The 17,993-nt window shown below is 71.3% G+C and carries 16 protein-coding genes; 14 read left to right on the plus strand and 2 right to left on the minus strand.

Annotation, left to right across the window (positions count from 1 at the left end):
- The first annotated feature begins 249 nt into the window (after positions 1-249).
- From murG to ABEA10_RS24700, 10 genes are all read left to right on the plus strand, one after another.
- On the plus strand, positions 250-1,350 hold the full coding sequence (gene murG, locus ABEA10_RS24655) for an undecaprenyldiphospho-muramoylpentapeptide beta-N-acetylglucosaminyltransferase (protein ID WP_345467845.1): 1,101 nt from the start codon (positions 250-252) through the stop codon (positions 1,348-1,350).
- A gap of 26 nt (positions 1,351-1,376) precedes the next feature.
- Positions 1,377-2,774 (plus strand): UDP-N-acetylmuramate--L-alanine ligase, encoded by a 1,398-nt coding sequence (gene murC, locus ABEA10_RS24660; protein ID WP_345467847.1) that lies wholly within the window; start codon positions 1,377-1,379, stop codon positions 2,772-2,774.
- A 69-nt stretch (positions 2,775-2,843) separates the two neighbouring features.
- A complete protein-coding gene (locus tag ABEA10_RS24665; protein ID WP_345467849.1) occupies positions 2,844-3,608 on the plus strand; it encodes a cell division protein FtsQ/DivIB in 765 nt (254 codons plus the stop codon).
- A 293-nt stretch (positions 3,609-3,901) separates the two neighbouring features.
- Complete coding sequence (gene ftsZ / locus ABEA10_RS24670; protein WP_345467851.1) at positions 3,902-5,368, plus strand: cell division protein FtsZ; 1,467 nt, start codon at positions 3,902-3,904, stop codon at positions 5,366-5,368.
- 188 nt (positions 5,369-5,556) lie between these two features.
- Entirely contained in the window at positions 5,557-6,270 is a 714-nt protein-coding gene (locus ABEA10_RS24675; RefSeq protein WP_345467853.1) for a YggS family pyridoxal phosphate-dependent enzyme, read from the plus strand.
- A 100-nt stretch (positions 6,271-6,370) separates the two neighbouring features.
- Positions 6,371-6,892, plus strand: a complete 522-nt coding sequence (locus tag ABEA10_RS24680) for a cell division protein SepF (protein ID WP_345467855.1) — start codon at positions 6,371-6,373, stop codon at positions 6,890-6,892.
- A gap of 21 nt (positions 6,893-6,913) precedes the next feature.
- Entirely contained in the window at positions 6,914-7,195 is a 282-nt protein-coding gene (locus tag ABEA10_RS24685) for a YggT family protein (RefSeq protein ID WP_285566527.1), read from the plus strand.
- A 50-nt stretch (positions 7,196-7,245) separates the two neighbouring features.
- Positions 7,246-8,169 (plus strand): DivIVA domain-containing protein, encoded by a 924-nt coding sequence (locus ABEA10_RS24690; protein WP_345467860.1) that lies wholly within the window; start codon positions 7,246-7,248, stop codon positions 8,167-8,169.
- A 134-nt stretch (positions 8,170-8,303) separates the two neighbouring features.
- A complete protein-coding gene (locus ABEA10_RS24695; RefSeq protein ID WP_345467862.1) occupies positions 8,304-9,749 on the plus strand; it encodes a hypothetical protein in 1,446 nt (481 codons plus the stop codon).
- A 212-nt stretch (positions 9,750-9,961) separates the two neighbouring features.
- Entirely contained in the window at positions 9,962-10,411 is a 450-nt protein-coding gene (locus tag ABEA10_RS24700) for a nuclear transport factor 2 family protein (RefSeq protein WP_345467864.1), read from the plus strand.
- 102 nt (positions 10,412-10,513) lie between these two features.
- Here the strand turns inward: ABEA10_RS24700 and ABEA10_RS24705 are convergent, their stop codons facing one another.
- On the minus strand, positions 10,514-11,080 hold the full coding sequence (locus tag ABEA10_RS24705; RefSeq protein WP_345467866.1) for a nucleotidyltransferase domain-containing protein: 567 nt from the start codon (positions 11,078-11,080) through the stop codon (positions 10,514-10,516).
- 221 nt (positions 11,081-11,301) lie between these two features.
- Between ABEA10_RS24705 and ABEA10_RS24710 the strand changes: the two genes are divergently transcribed.
- On the plus strand, positions 11,302-12,015 hold the full coding sequence (locus tag ABEA10_RS24710) for a DUF1707 SHOCT-like domain-containing protein (RefSeq protein ID WP_345467868.1): 714 nt from the start codon (positions 11,302-11,304) through the stop codon (positions 12,013-12,015).
- Positions 12,016-12,086: 71 nt separating this feature from the next.
- Here the strand turns inward: ABEA10_RS24710 and ileS are convergent, their stop codons facing one another.
- Positions 12,087-15,254, minus strand: a complete 3,168-nt coding sequence (gene ileS, locus ABEA10_RS24715; RefSeq protein WP_345467870.1) for an isoleucine--tRNA ligase — start codon at positions 15,252-15,254, stop codon at positions 12,087-12,089.
- Between the two features lie 686 nt (positions 15,255-15,940).
- On the opposite strand from ileS, the gene ABEA10_RS24720 reads away from it, so the two are divergent.
- From ABEA10_RS24720 to ABEA10_RS24730, 3 genes are read left to right on the plus strand one after another with little or no spacing between them, the layout of a single operon-like run.
- Complete coding sequence (locus ABEA10_RS24720) at positions 15,941-16,351, plus strand: TraR/DksA family transcriptional regulator (RefSeq protein ID WP_425550960.1); 411 nt, start codon at positions 15,941-15,943, stop codon at positions 16,349-16,351.
- A gap of 8 nt (positions 16,352-16,359) precedes the next feature.
- A complete protein-coding gene (locus ABEA10_RS24725) occupies positions 16,360-17,040 on the plus strand; it encodes a signal peptidase II (RefSeq protein ID WP_345467875.1) in 681 nt (226 codons plus the stop codon).
- Complete coding sequence (locus ABEA10_RS24730; RefSeq protein ID WP_345467877.1) at positions 17,040-17,969, plus strand: RluA family pseudouridine synthase; 930 nt, start codon at positions 17,040-17,042, stop codon at positions 17,967-17,969. The genes ABEA10_RS24725 and ABEA10_RS24730 overlap by 1 nt, the downstream gene beginning before the upstream one ends.
- Positions 17,970-17,993 lie beyond the last annotated feature (24 nt).

Consider the following 17,993-nt stretch of genomic DNA (forward strand, 5'->3'; position numbering starts at 1 on the left):
AGGGTGAGCGAGTGGATGAGCGGGAGTAGCGAGGGTGAGCGACCGTTGAGCGCGAGTGAACCCGGAGAGGCGAGCGGCGTGGGCGGTCGACGCACGAGGCCGGCCACGCGGAGCCAGTGACGAGGGTGAGCGACCGATGAGCAGGAGTGAGCCCGTAGGAGCGAGCGGCGTGGGTGGCCGAGGTACGAGGCCGGCCGCGGAGCGAGTGACGAGGGTGAGCGACCGATGAGCACGAGCAGGAGCAGGAGTATGAGGGTTGTCCTGGCCGGAGGCGGGACCGCGGGACACATCGAACCCGGCCTGGCCCTCGCCGACGCGTTGCGCCGTGAGGACCCCGGAGTCCAGGTCACCTGCCTGGGCACCGAGCGCGGACTGGAGACCAGACTCGTGCCCCAGCGCGGTTACGAACTCGCGCTGATCCCGCCGGTGCCGCTGCCCCGCACGCTCACGCCGCGCCTGCTGACCGTGCCCGGCCGCCTCGCCGGCGCGATCAACACGGCCGCCGCCGTGCTCGACCGTGTCCAGGCCGACGTGCTGGTCGGTTTCGGCGGCTACGTCGCGACTCCCGGCTACCTCGCCGCCCGCCGCCGCAAGGTGCCGATCATCGTGCACGAGGCGAATCCGCGGCCCGGCCTGGCCAACCGCCTGGGCGCGCGGTTCACCGAGCACGTCGCGGTGGCCGCGCCCGACACGCCGCTGCCGCACGCCGAGGTCGTCGGCATCCCGCTGCGCCGAGAGATCGCCACCCTCGACCGGCTGGCCATGGGCGACAAGGCGCGAGCGCACTTCGGACTGCGGTCGGACCTGCCGACCCTGCTGGTCTTCGGCGGGTCGCAGGGCGCGCGCTCGCTCAACCGCGCGCTCACCGCGGCGGTCGACTCCCTGCGGGCCGCCGGCATCCAGATCCTGCACATCGTCGGCCCCAAGAACGCCAGCGAGCCCGAGGTCACGCCCGACGACCCCGCGTACATCATGCTTCCGTACTGCGACCGGATGGACCTGGCCTACGCGGCGGCCGACTTCGCGATGTGCCGGGCGGGCGCGATGACCTGCGCGGAGATGACCGCGGTGGGGCTGCCCGCGGCGTACGTCCCGCTGCCCATCGGCAACGGCGAGCAGCGCCTCAACGCCGAGCCGATCGTCGCGGGCCACGGCGGCCTGCTGGTCGAGGACGCCGAGCTGAGCGCCGACTGGATCCGCGCCAACGTGCTGCCGGTCCTGTCCGACGCCGAGCGGGTCGCCCAGATGTCCGAGGCCGCCGCGCGCATGGGCCGGCGAGACGCCGACGTCGCACTCGCCGCCATGGTCGCCCGGGTCGTGGCGGCGGGGCGAATGAACCCCGGCGCCTGAGCGGCGCCCGAACCGCAGGGAGAAAGATGAGTCTGGTCACGCCGGTCGAGGTCGTGCCGGCCGATCGGCTGGGACGCGTCCACTTCGTCGGCATCGGCGGAGCCGGCATGTCGGGCATCGCCCGCATCATGCTGGGGCGCGGCATCCCGGTCTCCGGCAGTGACGCGAAGGACTCCGACCTGCTGGCGGACCTGCGCGAGCTGGGGGCGACGACGTACGTCGGCCACGCCGCCGAGCACGTCGGCGCGGCCACCACGGTGGTCGTCTCGACCGCCATCCGTGAGACGAACCCGGAGCTGGCCGCCGCACGCGAGCGCGGCCTGCTCGTCCTGCACCGCGCCGCCGCGCTGGCGTCCCTGATGGACGGCCGCCGATCCGTGGCGGTCGCCGGCACCCACGGCAAGACCACGACCACCTCGATGCTGACCGTCGCCCTGCAGCACGCGGGCGCCGACCCGTCGTACTGCATCGGAGGCCAGCTCGTCACCACCGGCCTGGGCGCCGCCGACGGGTCCGGCGACCTGTTCGTCGCCGAGGCCGACGAGAGCGACGGCTCGTTCCTGAACTTCGCCCCGAGCGCCGCCATCGTGACCAACGTCGAGGCCGACCACCTCGACAACTACGCGAACTTCGCGAAGGTCAAGGAGACCTTCGCGCGTTTCGTCGAGCGCATCGAACCCGGCGGGCTGCTCGTGGTCTGCGCCGACGACCCGGTCGCCCGCGAGCTCGGCGAGGAGGGCGCGCGCCGCGGGCTGACGGTCCGCACGTACGGCGAGGCCGAGGACGCCGCCTACCGGGTGGCGGACTTCTCGCCGCGTGGCCTGGGCTCGCGTTTCACCGTGGACGGGCGCACGCTGGAGCTCTCCGTCCCGGGGCGCCACAACGCGCTGAACGCCACCGCGGCGTACGCCACGGCCGTCGAGCTGGGCGAGGACGCCGAGACCATCGCCGCGGGACTGGCGGGCTTCACCGGCGCGCGCCGCCGTCTGGAGCCCAAGGGCGAGGCCGCGGGCGTCAAGGTCTTCGACAGCTACGCCCACCACCCCACCGAGCTGGCCGCCGACCTGCGCGCCACCCGCGACTACGTCGGTGAGCTGGGCGGGGGCCGCATCGTCGCGGTGTTCCAGCCGCATCTGTTCAGCCGCACCAAGTTCTTCGCGGCCGAGTTCGGCGCGGCGCTCGGACTGGCCGACGAGGTCGTGGTGCTCGACGTCTTCCCGGCCCGCGAGGACCCGATCCCCGGGGTGACGGGCGAACTGGTCGCCAAGGCGGTCCCGCACGGACGGGTCACCTACGAGGCCGACGGAAACGCCGTGCCCGGGCGTGTCGCGGCGATCGCCGCCCCCGGGGACGTCATCATCACCATGGGCGCCGGAGACGTGACCACGCTCGGGCCGAAGATCCTCCGGTTGCTCGGCGCCTGAGAGACGGTCAGCGCACGGGTCCCGCGCCGGGCCGGGCGGCGGCGCGTCCGAGCAGGTGAGGAGGGCCAGGTGACCAGCGAGACCGAAGATCCGCCCGTCCCCCCGGACGGCGGGGACGACGCGCCACGGACTCATCCGCTGCGGCGGCGGAGCCGGTCGAGCCGCTGGAAGGCGCTGTTCGTCGCGCTGCTCGTCACCGGGGTGCTCGGCACGGCGGCGTGGGTGCTGCTGGGCTCACGGCTGCTGGTGGCCCGGCACATCGACGTGGTGGGGGAGCGGCTGGTCTCGCGCGACCGCGTGATCGCCGTCGCCCGCGTACGCCTCGGCGAGCCGCTCATCAAGCTGAACACCGGGGCGGTACGCGACAGGGTCGAGGCGGTCCAGGAGGTGGAGACCGCGCGGGTCGAGCGGCGCTGGCCGGCCACGGTCCGCATCGTCGTGCGCGAGCGCACCCCGGTGGCCGCCGTCCAGCAGGACAACCGGTTCCTGCAGATCGACCGGTACGGAGTGACGGTTCTCACGTCGGCGGCGCGCCCGCGCGGCCTGCCGGAGCTCGACGTGGCCAACCCGGTGCAGAGCGACCCGTCGCTGCGGTCGGGCCTGGCCGTCATCCGCGCCCTGCCCGCCTGGCTCTCCCGGCGTGTCGCGAGCGTCGAGGCGCGCTCACCCGAGGCGGTCACGCTGCGGCTCAAAGAGGGCGCCGCCATCGTGTGGGGTGCGCCGGAACGCACCGAGGACAAGCTACGGTTGCTCCGCGGGCTGCTGAAAGCGGCTTCGCACCGCGGAACCAAGACCATCGACGTGAGCGCGCCGGAGGTTGTCACCACCGAGTAGCGGTGAGCCCTTCGCACGCGCCACACTTGGGTCGGCCGCATGACGGGGAGATTCGGCATGTGGCGGGGGACGAAACAGGATTAGTGGGATGTCGCGCGACACGCCGATCGGCTTGGGGCCGGGTTAGTTGACCCTGCAGTGGTGCACCCCTACTGTCCGTATCAGCCTTAGGTTGACATAACTGTAAGTCTCAACTTGAGGGTGAGGGTTCCGGCCCCGGTAAGAAACATGACGGTCGCCTTGACGGGCGGCCGATGGTCATAGAGATAGAGCGAGCGGAAGGGCCCCTCGTTGTGGCAGCACCGCAGAATTACCTAGCGGTCATCAAGGTCGTCGGCATCGGCGGTGGTGGCGTCAATGCCGTCAACCGCATGATCGAAGAGGGCCTCAAGGGCGTCGAATTCATCGCTATCAACACCGACGCCCAAGCGCTGCTCATGAGTGACGCCGACGTCAAGCTCGACGTCGGCCGCGAGCTCACCCGCGGTCTCGGTGCCGGTGCCAACCCCGACGTCGGCCGCAAGGCCGCCGAGGATCACCGCGAGGAGATCGAAGAGGTGCTCAAGGGCGCCGACATGGTCTTCGTCACCGCGGGCGAGGGCGGCGGCACGGGCACGGGCGGGGCGCCGGTGGTGGCCAACATCGCCCGTTCGCTCGGCGCTCTGACGATCGGCGTTGTGACGCGCCCGTTCAGCTTCGAGGGCAAGCGCCGCGCCATGCAGGCCGAGGCCGGCATCGAGACGCTGCGCGACGAGGTCGACACCCTCATCGTCATCCCGAACGACCGGCTGCTGTCGATCTCCGACCGCCAGGTCAGCGTGCTCGACGCCTTCAAGGCGGCCGACCAGGTGCTTCTCTCCGGTGTTCAGGGCATCACCGACCTCATCACGACGCCCGGCCTGATCAACCTCGACTTCGCCGACGTGAAGTCCGTCATGTCCGGGGCCGGCTCGGCTCTCATGGGCATCGGCTCCGCGCGCGGTGACGACCGGTCGGTCGCGGCGGCCGAGATGGCCATCTCCAGCCCGCTGCTGGAGGCCAGCATCGACGGCGCCCACGGCGTGCTGCTGTCGATCTCGGGCGGCTCCGATCTCGGCCTGTTCGAGATCAACGAGGCGGCGCAGCTCGTGTCCAACGCCGCGGCGCCCGACGCCAACATCATCTTCGGCGCCGTCATCGACGACGCGCTCGGCGACGAGGTCCGCGTGACGGTCATCGCGGCGGGCTTCGACGAGATCCGCCCGGAGAGCAAGCCCGGTCCACAGTCCGAGCCCAAGCGCAACACTCCCGCGCGACCGGCCGTGGCCACTCCGCCCGTCGCGACGCCGCCGGTGGCGGCCCCCCGGCCCGTGGTCCCGCCGCAGACGCCGCCGCCGCGCGTCACCCCGATGCCCTCCCCGCCGGCCCGGGGTGCCGAGCCCGCGGAGGAACGCAAGCCGCAGACGCCGGCCGTCCCGGCGCCCGCCCCGCCCAAGGCCGAGGTGCCCAAGCCGGCGGAGCCCAAGCACGACCCGCCGGGCGCGGGAAAGCCCGGCGAGGCCGCACGCGACTCCGGATCGGACGGTGGCTCGACGAGCGGTCCGGCCGGAGGGTCGGCCGCCCCGCCCCGCGCGGCCTCGAATGAGGCCGTCGCGGGCCCTAAGGTGCCGCGGCCGGCGACCGAGCCGCCCGCGGCGCGCCTGAACACCGACGCGTCCCGTCGCCGTCCCGTCGTGTTCGACGAGGACGACGACCTCGACGTGCCGGACTTCCTGAAGTAACGCCGACCGCGCCGGCGGGCCGCTCCTCCGGGCCCGCCGCACGCCGTCCCGCCGCCGGACGTATCGCAGGGGCGGGTCCGCGTCCGATTCGCATGATCTTGCTCACGGCCCGAGCCGACCCGCCTGACGGGGCCGGGGGACCGGCGGGATACTCTTCCGCCGTCCCCGCGCGGAGGGTCTGAAGAGGGATGAACCGCATCGAAGAGCTGGCCGCGAACCTCGCCGCCGTACGCGAGCGCATCGCCAAGGCGTGTCACGCCGCAGGCCGTGCGCCGGATGAGGTCACGCTCGTGGCCGTCACCAAGACCTTCCCCGCCTCCGACGTACGGCTCCTCGCCGAGCTGGGTGTCACCGAGGTCGCGGAGAACCGCGACCAAGAGGCGGCCGCCAAGGCGGCCGAGTGCCGTGACCTCGACCTGACCTGGCACTTCGTCGGACAGCTGCAGACGAACAAGGCCCGCTCGGTGGTCTCGTACGCCGATGTGATCCATTCGGTGGACCGGGAGCGCCTGGTGAACGCGCTGTCACGGGCGGCGACCGCCGCCGGGCGTTCGCCGCGCTGCCTCATCCAGGTCTCCCTGGACGAGACCGGCGCCGGTACGGCGGAGGGCGGTCGCGGCGGCGTACGGCCCGACGGAGTGCTCGCGCTCGCGGAGGCGCTCACCGCAGCCGAGGGGCTCGAACTCGGGGGCGTGATGGCGGTGGCGCCGCTCGGTGCCGACCCGGCCCCGGCATTCGCCCGGCTCGGGGAGATCTCCGCTTCTCTGCGCGCCACCTATCCGGCCGCCAAAACGGTATCGGCGGGCATGAGTGGTGATTTGGAGCACGCGATCGTGAGTGGCGCGACACACGTGCGGATTGGTACGGCGTTGCTCGGAGGCCGACGGGCAATCGTCAGGTAATGTCCCCACAGTGGACCTTGGCGTCCGTGTTCAAACGTAACGATCGACCAGTGGAAGCTTCCCGCAGGGATCTCTTGTCGGTGGACGACGGAGGGGGCGTATGGCCAGCGCGATGCGCAAGATGGCGGTCTACCTCGGCCTTGTGGAGGACGATCGCTACGATGATGACTACGACGAGTACGACATCTACGACGACGATGCCGCGGACCGTCGCCGGGTGGAGCGTGCGGACGACGAGTCATCCGCGCAGCAGTCCACGGGAGCCTTGGACCAGGTCGAAGACGATCACAAGGCCTTCGTCTCGGAGCGTCGGCCGCCTCTTGCCGAGTCGGCGGTGTCAGACCTCGCTCGTATCACTACGCTTCATCCCAGGACCTACAACGAGGCCCGCACGATCGGAGAGCACTTCCGGGAAGGGACCCCGGTGATCATGAATCTCACCGAGATGGTCGACAGCGACGCGAAGCGTCTCGTCGACTTCGCGGCTGGTCTCATATTCGGCCTGCACGGAAGCATCGAGCGTGTTACGAACAAGGTGTTCCTGTTGTCCCCAGCCAATGTCGAGGTGACCGCCGAAGACAAGGCCCGTATGGCAGAACGAGGGTTCTTCAATCAGAGCTGACAGCCACATGCGAGAGTGTTCGTGAACCTTGGAAGCTACCTGAGCATCCCGCTCTACCTGTTCCTGCTCTTCCTCATCGGCAGGCTGGTACTCGAGACGCTTCAGGCGTTCGCCCGGTCGTGGAGGCCTACCGGGGTGGTGCTGGTGTTGGCGGAGACCACTTACACGGTCACCGATCCACCCCTTAGACTGCTACGCCGTTTCATCCCGTCCGTTCGGCTGGGTAACGTTGCGTTCGACCTGAGCTTCACGGTCCTCTTCTTCATGGTCTGGTTCTTGATCATCGTCGTCCAGCCGCTCTGATCGGGTACCGTCCGTTCGGGGACAGACTCCAAGCGCGCCAAGGAGACCAGATGCCGCTGACACCCGCGGATGTGCGGAACAAGCAGTTCAGTACCACCCGGCTTCGGCCGGGCTACGACGAAGAGGAGGTCGACGCTTTCCTCGACGAGGTCGAGGCGGAGCTCGACCGGCTCATCCAGGAGAACGAGGAGCTGCGGGCCAAGCTCGCCGAGTGCCTTCGTGGCAAGGTTCCGGCTATGGCCGCTCCCATCGTCGAGCCCAAGCCTGAGATGACCCATATGCCCGAGCCGCCCAAGCCCCCGGAGCCCAAGCCGGAGCCGGAGCCGGTGCTGGGCAGCCTTGGCATGCCCCCGGCCGCGCCGCAGCCGCCAGCCCCGGTGAGCAGCCCGGGTGAGGACAACATGGACACGGCCGCCCGCGTGCTCGCGCTCGCGCAGCAGACGGCCGACCAGGCGATCGCCGACGCCCGCCGCGAGGCCGACGAGACGCTGGGCCGCGCCCGCCGCGAGGCGGAGGAGATCCTCGGCAAGGCACGGCGGCAGTCCGAGCAGATCGTCAGCGAGGCCCGCGCCCGCGCCGAGTCCCTCGAGCGCGACGCCCAGGACCGCCACCGCCAGGCGATGGGCTCCCTCGTGCAGCAGCGCGAGGAGCTCGAGCGCATGGTCGACGACCTCAACGCCTTCGAGCGTGAATACCGCAGCCGTCTGAAGGCCTACCTCGAGGGCCAGCTGCGCGAACTGGAGGCCGGAGCCAACCACGGCGCCCCGTTCGGTGTCGGCCCGGGCAACACGGGCCCGCAGCCCGCACAGCCCGCCGTACCGCAGCACGCCGAGGTGCGCAACGGCCAGCCGTCGGTCGGACCGGCCAACACCGGCCAGAACCCCTTCCCGCAGCAGCAGCCCGAGCCGCAGCACGCCCAGCACGCCACGGGAGGTTTCCACACCGCCGACAACCCGCCGCACGACCGCCGCTGACCGCGCTAGCGTCACGAGAGGCGAATGTCCCGCCTCGAACGAAGTGGTAGCCGGTTGGAGGCGACCGAATCGGCCGAAGTTGCGCTAGCGTTGCTGCGCATCTCCGTACGACGGTCGGTTAGAGGGAGACCTGCGTGATCATCCTGAGTGGTGTGCTCGTCGTCCTGGCGATAGCCCTCCTAGTCACGGGCATCGTCACGGGCAACACCGGACACGAGGTTGCGGGGCTTGACGGACTGAAGCTGATCTACGTCTCGATCGGGATCAGCATCATCTCCGCCCTCTGCCTCGCCATCGGGGTGTTCCTGCGCCGCAAGGAGCTGTTCGGCAGCGCCAATGCGGAGACCTCCGCCAAGAAGTCCGCGGCGCGGTCCAAGACCGCCCGTCCGGCCAAGGCGAAGGCGCGCGTGGGCGCGGGCGAGGAGGCACCGGTCGCGGTGGCGCCGACGACCGCGGTCGACGTGCCCGCTGAGACGAGCGTCTACGTGGTCCCCGGCCGCAAGCGCTACCACCTGGAGACCTGCCGCCAGCTGGCGGGCCGCGACAAAGAGGAGCTCACCTACGTCGAGGCGCGCGAGGAGGGCTTCACCGCCTGCACGGCCTGTCTCCCCGACACGGCACTGGCGGCGCGAGCGGCGGTCACGGAAGCCGAGTCCACCGCGGAGACGCCCGCTCCCGCCGATGACACCCGCACCACCGAGTCCCTGGAGACCGTGGCGGAGACCGCCGAGCTCACTCGCCCCAGGGACGACGACCCGGCCCCGGTGACACGCACGGATCTGCCCGTCACCCGGCTGGACGACGACGAGACCGCGCCCGCCGCCGAGTCCCCGGCGGAGGCCGAGCTCACCGAGACCCCCGAGGCCGACGCCCCCCACGAGACCGACGCGAAGGCGCAGCCGGAGGTCGACGAGACCCCGGCCGAGCCGGCCGCCGAACGACCGCAGGCGCGCAGCCGGTCGTTCTTCGAGCCGCTGGACCGGGGCGACGCCACGACCACCGACGAGACGCCGGCCGAGGACGACGCGGCCCCCTCCGAGGAGCCCGCCGAGCCCGAGGACACCGTCGCCGAGCCCGAGGACGCCGAGCCGACCCCGACGCGGTCGGAGGCCGCCGAGGAGCCGGAGGCGGTGGAGGACTCCGAGACGGCGGAACAGCCGTCCGGGACGGAGGACGAGCCGGCGGCCGAGGCCTCCGTCGACGAGGATCCGGCCGAGACCGACGTGGCCGAGACCGACCACTCCGACGAGGCCGACGAGACCGAGACCGACGAGCCCGCCGAAGAAGCCGCCGAGGCGGACGGCTCCGCGACCGACCACGAGGACGAGCCCGAGCAGCCGGCCGCCGACGCCGAGTCCGCCGACGCCGATGCCGACGCGGACACCGACGCGTCATCGGACGACTCGCTCGTCCGCATTCTGAGCGGCACCAAGCGTTACCACCGCCCCACCTGCGCCCTCATCGAGGACATCGCGGACGACGCCGACGACCTTGAGTCGCTGCCCCGCGCGGAGGCGAAGGAACGCGGCTGCACCCCCTGCCTGGTGTGCCAGCCCGACAAGGACTCTTCGGACGACTGAGCTCGCCGACACCGCAGAGGACCCGGTTCCGCCGGGTCCTTTCGCGTACGTGAGGCACCAAGCCACAGCACCCGCCGGGCACAGCCGTCTGTCCTAGGGCGTGTCTCAGAGTCCCAGTAGGACAGCGGGGCTTTGAGACACGGCCTAGCGCCAGGCGGTGATGTCGTGAACCCGCCAGCCCCTCTCGACTGCGGCCGCCTACGATCGCGGGCATGTCACAGCACGGCCGGGACATCGTCATGGATGCCTGGAAGGCCTTCGCCGGCCACGATGCGGATCGGATCTCCGAAGTCTTCACCGAGGACGCCGAGTGGCTGGCGCCGCTGGGAAACGCGACCGCCGTCGCACTTGAAGGCTCAGGCCACATGATCGGCGGGAAGGCGATCGTGCGCTTCCTCGCCGAGGACTTTCCCCGCTTCTTCGTGCGGGACGTCACCGTCACCTTCCACGGGATCTACGCCGACGGTGAGCGCGTGATCGTGGAGGAGACCATGACGGCGACGCTCGCCAACGGCAACTACTACGCCAACGACTACTGCTTCGTCTTCGAACTCCGCAACGGGCTGATCCACCGAGTCCGTGAGTACATGGACACGGCCCGCGGGCACCGCATGGTCTTCGGCGAGGAAAAAGGGGGAGGACCCGGGAGCGGCCGGCCGTAGTCCGAAGCGGAAGCACTACGGAGCGGCTCATCCAGACGAGACCTCGAGGATCTACGACCGGCACTCACCGACGGCGGGACCGCACCGCGGCCCGCCCTTCGCCTATCCATCTTCGAACGACAGCGTTCGAAGCCCCGGTGTTCGGTCCGGGGTGAGGGCCGCTTCAAGGCGGGCGATGTCCTCGGCGTCCTTGGGGCGGCGCGGGCTGCCCGGTACCCAGACCGGCATCATCCGCTTGATCTCGATCTGCGCGCGGGGCGCGATGATCGGGCAGAGGAGATCCCCGATGCGGCCGGTGTGGGGTTCCAGCAGGTCCTGCGGCCACGGCGAGCCCGCCCACAGGCCGCCGCCGACCACCACCCGGCCCGACGCGTCGCGGCGGAGCAGGTTGAAGCTCAGGTCCTCTCCGTCCTTGACCAGGTCGACCTGTTGCTCCGGCGGCAGGCCTGCCACTCGCCGGTACCCGCGCCCGGCCAGCTCCGCTCCCAGGCGCTCCGCGTCATCGACCCAGGCGAACCAGTCGATGTCACGGTGATCCCGTGTCACCTCGCCGAGGAAGAAGTCCATCGCCCAGCCGCCCCGGAGCCACACCGGGACCCCGCACCCCGCACTCGCCGCCAGCACCTCGGCGATCAACCGAAGCTGCCGTCCGGCGCGAGAGGTGTCCACGGCCGCGGACGCTAACGGGCCGCGACGGCCCGCGGCAACCCGATATCTCAGCCCTGCCCCGGCGAGCGCCCGCCCCAAGGCGCCGCCCGCACGCCATGCCGGGCCGGCGGAACACCCTCGACGACCGTCGCCGCGGTCTCCACGTTGGCTTGTCCTGCCCTGTGCGGAATGATGCCCCTGTGGAGCTCTCAGAAAAGCCTTCCGAGCCTGACCCCTCACGCATGCGCGCCTCGGACTCCGACCGTGATCGGGTCGCCGAACAGCTGCGTGAGGCACTGGCCGAGGGCCGTCTGACGGCCGAGGAACACGCCGAACGCCTCGACGCGGTCTACCAGGCGAAGACGTACGCCGAGCTGGCCCCGATCGTGGCGGACCTGCCGGCCACCGGCGGCGTGCGCCCGCCCGAGGTCGGACCGGCCGTCCGTGACGACCTGCCCCCGCCCCAGTCCGGCACGCCGAACATCGTCGCGATCTTCAGCGGCGCCGACCGCCGGGGACGCTGGCTGATCGAGTCCCAGACCAACGTCGTCGCGGTGTGCGGCGGCGTCGAGCTCGATCTCCGGCAGGCGGTCCTGTCGCGGCGTGAGGTCACGATCAACATCGTCAACGTCATGGGCGGCGTGCAGATCACCGTTCCGCCGGGCGTGCGCGTGGTGAACTCGATCGCCGCGGTCCTCGGCGGCACGTCGGTGCCACCGGAGGACACGGTCGACGCGAGCGCCCCGGTCGTCCGGCTCACCGGCTTCAACCTGCTCGGCGGCGTGGACGTGAAGCGCCGGACCGCCGACGGCACCGACCTGTCCGGCAAGCCGGACCATCGCACGCTCCACGAGGAGCAGCGCCGTATCCACCGGGAGTTCCGCGCGAAACAGCGCGAGATCCACCGCGAGTTCCGCGACCAGCAGCGCCAACTGCGCCGCCGCCGGCGCGGCTGAACCGCCACGCTGTGACGGCCGTGCGCGGCGGGGCGAGGCCGCCCGGAGCGACCCCGCCCTCCCGCGACGCGTCAGGACGCCTTGCGCAGCCAGAAGGTCAGCCGCAGGGCGTCGTCCCGGTTCGGCGGCAGCTCCTCCTCCGGCTCATCGTCGTGCCAGGCGTTCGCGAGGACCTCGCCCGCCACCTCGGCGCCGTGTTCGGCCAGCGCCTCGTCCAGGTCGGCGTCCGTGGTGCGCCACCACAGTTCGATCCGGTCGGTGATCTCCAGGCCGGCGTTCTTGCGGGCGTCCTGGACCAGGCGGATCACCTCGCGTACGAGGCCGGCGCGGCGGAGTTCCGGCGTGACGGTCAGGTCCAGCCCGATCGTCTCCCCGGCGGCGCTCTCCACCGCCCAGCCGCTCAGCGGCCGCTCGGTCACGATCACGTCGGACGGGGCCAACTCGACCTTGCCGACGTCGGCCGCCTCGACCGTCGCCGTGAGCGACTCGCGCAGCGCGTGGGCGAGACCGGCGGGCTCGGCGGACGTGATGGCCTGGGCGACCTGCGGCGTCTGCTTGCCGAACCGCTTGCCGAGCTCACGGAAGTTCGGCTTGACGACGTACTCGACGAGGTCGCGGCCGATCGAGGCCAGGGTGTCGAACCCCTGGACGTTCAGCTCGTCGGCGATATGCGCGCGAAGCTCGGCGGGCAGCGTGTCCCAGCCCGGCGCGCCGACCAGGGCGCGGCCGAGCGGCTGGCGCGTACGGACGCCGGAGGAGGCCCGCGCCGCGCGGCCCAGCTCGACCAGCCGCCGTACGAGCGCCATCTGCTCGCTCAGCGCCGGGTCGACCAGGGACTCGTCCACCGTGGGCCAGCTCGCCAGGTGCACCGAGTCCGGGGCGTCGTCCCGGCGTAGCACGTTCCAAACGTAGTCGGTCAGGAACGGGGCCATCGGCGCCATGAGCCGGGTCAGGGTCTCCAGGCAGTCGTACAGGGTCGCGAAGGCGGCGGCGTTGGCCGGCGCTCCCTCCGGGCCCTCCCAGAACCGGCGGCGGGAACGCCGGACGTACCAGTTGGACAGGTCGTCGATGAACTCGCTGAGCCGCCGCCCGGCCGCCGTGGTGTCGAAGCCCTCCAGCGCCTCGTCCACCTCGTGCACGGTCCGGTGCAGCTCGGCGAGCACCCAGCGGTCGAGCAGCGGACGGTCGGCGGGCGCCGGCGCGGGCGTCTCGGGCGTCCAGTCCGAGGCGTTCGCGTAGAGCACGAAGAAGGAGACGGTGTTCCAGTACGTGAGGAGCACCTTGCGGACGATCTCCTCCAGCGCCGCGTCGCCGACCCGCCGGGCCGCCCACGGCTGGCCGGCCGCCGCCATGTACCAGCGCAGCGCGTCGGCGCCGTGCTTGTCCATGAGCGGGATCGGCTCCAGGACGTTGCCGAGGTGCTTGCTCATCTTGCGGCCGTCCTCGGCGAGGATGTGCCCGAGGCAGACGACGTTCTCATACGACGAGCGGTCGAAGACCAGTGTGCCGACCGCCATCAGGGAGTAGAACCAGCCGCGGGTCTGGTCGATCGCCTCGCAGACGTACTGCGCGGGGTAGGACGCCTCGAACGTCTCCTTCTGCCGGTGCGGGGCGCCCCACTGGGCGAACGGCATCGAGCCGGAGTCGTACCACGCGTCGATGACGTCGGGCACGCGCCGCGCCTCCTCGCCGCACTCGGGGCAGGCGAAGGTGACGTCGTCGACGTACGGGCGGTGCGGGTCGAGCGTGCTCAGGTCCGTACCGGCCAGCTCGCCGAGCTCCTTCAGCGACCCCACGCACGTCGCGTGGTCCGCAGCGCACAGCCACACCGGCAGGGGAGTGCCCCAGTAGCGGCTGCGCGACAGCGACCAGTCGACGTTGTTGCGAAGCCACTCGCCGTACCGGCCCTCCTTGATCGTCTCGGGGAACCAGTTGGTGGCGGCGTTCTCCGCCAGCAGCCGGTCCTTGATCTCGGTGGTCCTGATGTACCAGGCGGGCAGCGCGTAGTACAGGAGCGGCGTGTGGCACCGCCAGCAGTGCGGGTAGCTGTGCTCGTACTCCTCGGCGCGGAACAGCCGGCCGCGTTCCCTCAGCTCCTCGATGAGGCGCGGGTTGGCGTCGCGGAAGAACACGCCGCCGACGAGCGGCACGGTGAGGTCGAAGTGGCCGTCCGGCTTGACCGGGTTCACGACGGGCAGCCCGGCGGCGCGGCAGGCGTTGAAGTCGTCGGCGCCGAACGCGGGCGCCAGGTGCACCAGGCCGGTGCCGTCCTCGGTGGTGACGAAGTCGGCGGTCAGCACCCGGTGGGCGTCGGGCACCTCGACCAGGTCCAACGGCGGCCGGTAGGCGGTGCCGGCCAGCTCCGATCCGGTGTGCCGGGAGACGATGTGCCAGCCCTCGCCGAGGACGCGGGCGAACAGCGGCTCGGCGACGATCACGCGTCCGGGCTCGCCGGAGCGCGCCGCGACCACGTACGTCACGTCCGGGTGGACGGCGACCGCGGTGTTGGAGACGAGGGTCCAGGGCGTCGTGGTCCACACGAGCAGGTCGGCGCCCTCGAGCGGCCCTTCGGCGAGCGGGAAGCGCACGGTCACGGTCGGGTCGGTCACGGTCTCGTAGCCGCCCGGCTGGCCGAGTTCGTGGTCGGACAGGGGGGTGCCGCAGCGCGGGCAGTACGGGCTGATGCGGTGGTCGCGGACCAGCAGGCCCTTGTCGAAGATGACCTTGAGCGACCACCAGACGGACTCGACGTACTCGGGGTCCATCGTGCGGTACGCCTGCGCGAGGTCCACCCAGTAGCCCATGCGCTCGGTCATCGCCTCGAACGCGTCGACGTGGCGGAGCACCGACTCGCGGCACCGGGCGTTGAACTCGGCGACGCCGTACTCCTCGATGTCCTTCTTGCCGGTCAGGCCCAGTTCGCGCTCGACGGCCACCTCGACCGGCAGGCCGTGGCAGTCCCAGCCGGCCTTGCGGCGGACGTTGAAGCCCTTCATGGTCTTGAACCGGGGGAACAGGTCCTTGAACACCCGCGCTTCGACGTGGTGCACACCGGGCATGCCGTTGGCGGTCGGCGGGCCCTCGTAGAACACCCAGGGGTCTCCGGCGGCGGTCTGCTCGAGGGAACGCTCGAACACCTTGCCCTCGCGCCAGCGCGTGAGCACCTCGCGCTCCAGCGCGGGCAGGTCGACCTGCGTGGGGAGGGCGCGCATCCGGCGCGCTCGTAGCTCTTCGGCCATGGGATTCCTCCGGCGACACGGATTGGACACGTGGACCGGAGGGACGAGGCACGTGGGCCCCGCGGTACCACCCTCCTTGGCCGCCCCGGAAACAGGGGAGCGACCCGCTCATTCTTCTCGGCGGCCGGATCTACTGGGTCGTGGTGACCGTTCTGCCGGCGGCTACGGGGTGATCAGATCGCCGGGCACACCCCCGGACTCGCACCGTCTCCGGGTCGCTCATGGCTGCGTACGGCGGCAGGTGTCCCCATCAACGCCTTGCCGATAGGGACGATAACGCACGCAGGGTGATGAGTTCTTCCCGACCGGGCCTGGCGCCGGGCATGATCCGAGGGGACCGGGCGGGCGTACGGCGGTGTCTCAGCCGGTGATCAGCGTAAAACCGGGTGTTTACCGGTGGAACGACGGCGTCTGGACCGGCGTTCCACGTCAAGATTGGGCAAGCCGCAGGTCTGTGCGAGCTTTGCTAACCGCGTGTATTAGGACATATGCGGCGTGTTACAAGACCTGGTCATTTGCCGTCTCGATGACACGCGACCTATGCTTCCCGCACTGCCAGAGATGATCGGCGCAAGGGGGGCCCGACTATGGACGGCACTGCCGGCCCGAAGGATAGGAATCCCACGGCTGAGGCGCCTCGCGCGACACGCACCGGCGCACGGCGCGCGTCCGCGACGGGACGGAAGATCTCCCCGGCGACCGCCAAGCGGTTGCCGGTCCGCCAGGGGGAAGGTCACTGGACGGCGAGCGAGCTCGCCGACGTACGTGACCGGCTGGAACTGGAGATGACGGCTTTGCGCTCGGAGATCGCCGCGGCCGAGTCGCAGATCGCCGAGCGGATGAACGACGTGACGGAGGGGGCCGGCGACGACCAGGCCGACGCGGGGGCCAAGACGTTCGAGCGTGAGCACGAGATGGCGCTCACCTACAACGCACGGGACCTGCTCGCGCAGAATGAGCGCGCGGTCGACCGGATCGGACAGGGCACCTATGGTGTGTGCGAGTCCTGCGGGCAGGCCATCGGGAAGGCGCGCCTGCAGGCCTTCCCGCGTGCGACCCTATGCGTGATATGCAAACAGAGAGAGGAGCGTCGCTGAGCGACGCCATGAACCCAGGGCAGGACGCCGGCACCCGGCCACGGCGTATCGGCGTGCTCGTCGCCATCGCGGTCGCCACGCTCGCGCTCGACGCGATCAGCAAGGCGATCGTGGTGGCGACGCTGCCCGATCGGCCGCAGCCCGTCGAACTGCTCGGTGGGCTGCTGACCCTGCGGGTGATCCGCAACAGCGGTGCCGCCTTCAACATCGGCACCGGTATGACACTCGTGTTCACCGTGATCGCGGCGGGTGTGGTCGTGGCCATCCTGCGGTACGCGCGGCGGCTGCGCAGCCTGCCGTGGGCGGTCACGCTCGGCCTGCTGCTCGGGGGTGCCCTGGGCAACCTCGCCGACCGGCTGTTCCGCTCGCCCGGAGTGTTCCGCGGCCATGTGGTCGACTGGATCGAGCTGCCGCACTGGCCGGTGTTCAACCTGGCCGACGCGTCGATCGTCTGCGGCGGCGTGCTGGCCGTCCTGCTCGCCTCCCGGGGCCTGCAGGTGGACGGCACGGTGCAGCGAGACGACAAGCCCGACGAGCCTGATGGGCCGGACAGGTCCGACAAGCCCGCCGACCCGGATGGATCCGCCGAGCCGGACGCGTCCGCGGAGGCGCCGGTGGCGGAACGGAAGGACGTCCCGGTGGCCGGTGACGATCAGAACGGCGGCACCCGACCGGACGCCAGGCGCTGATGGGCGAGCATCGCAGTCTGCCCGTGCCCGACGGGCTCGAGGGCGAGCGCCTCGACGCGGCGCTCGCGCGGTTGTTCGGGCTCTCGCGCACGCGTGCCGCCGAGGTGATCGCCGCCGGCGACGTGCTCGTCGACGGCCAGGCCGGCGCCAAGTCCGACCGCATGCAGGCGGGCTCCTGGCTCGAGGTCACCCTGCCCGCTCCGCCGGCCGCGCCCAAGCCGCGGCCGGAGCCGGTGCCGGGCATGACGATCCTGTACGAGGACGCCGACATCGTCGTGGTGAACAAGCCGATCGGCGTCGCCGCCCACCCGACCCCGGGCTGGACCGGACCCACCGTGCTGGAGGGGCTGCTCGGCTCGGGCCACACGGTCGCGACCAGCGGCGCCGCCGAGCGCCAGGGCATCGTCCACCGCCTCGACGCCAACACCACCGGCGCGATGGTCGTGGCCAAGAGCGAGCCGGCCTACTCCGCGCTGAAGCGCGCCTTCAAGGAGCGCACGGTCGACAAGCGTTACCAGGCCCTGGTCCAGGGGCACCCGGATCCGCTGCGGGGCACGATCGACGCGCCCATCGACCGGCACCCCTCGGGCGACGGCCGGTTCGCCGTCGTCGCGGGCGGGCGGCCCTCGGTGACGCACTACGACACGATCGAGGCGTTCCGTGCCGTCAGCCTGCTCGACATCAAGCTCGAGACCGGCCGCACCCACCAGATCCGGGTGCACATGTCGGCCGTACGCCACCCGTGCGCGGGCGACTTCGCGTACGGCGCCGACCCGACGCTGGCGGAGCGGCTGGGGCTGCGGCGGCAGTGGCTGCACGCGGTGCGCCTGGGATTCGACCATCCGGTCGAGGGGCACTGGGTTGAGTTCGAGAGCCCCTACCCCGACGATCTGGCCCACGCGCTCGACGTCGCCGCCGGCGAGTCCTGACCCGCGCGCGGTGACCGGCGCTCG

The sequence above is a fragment of the Actinoallomurus oryzae genome, assembly GCF_039541955.1.
Lineage (GTDB): Bacteria > Actinomycetota > Actinomycetes > Streptosporangiales > Streptosporangiaceae > Actinoallomurus > Actinoallomurus oryzae.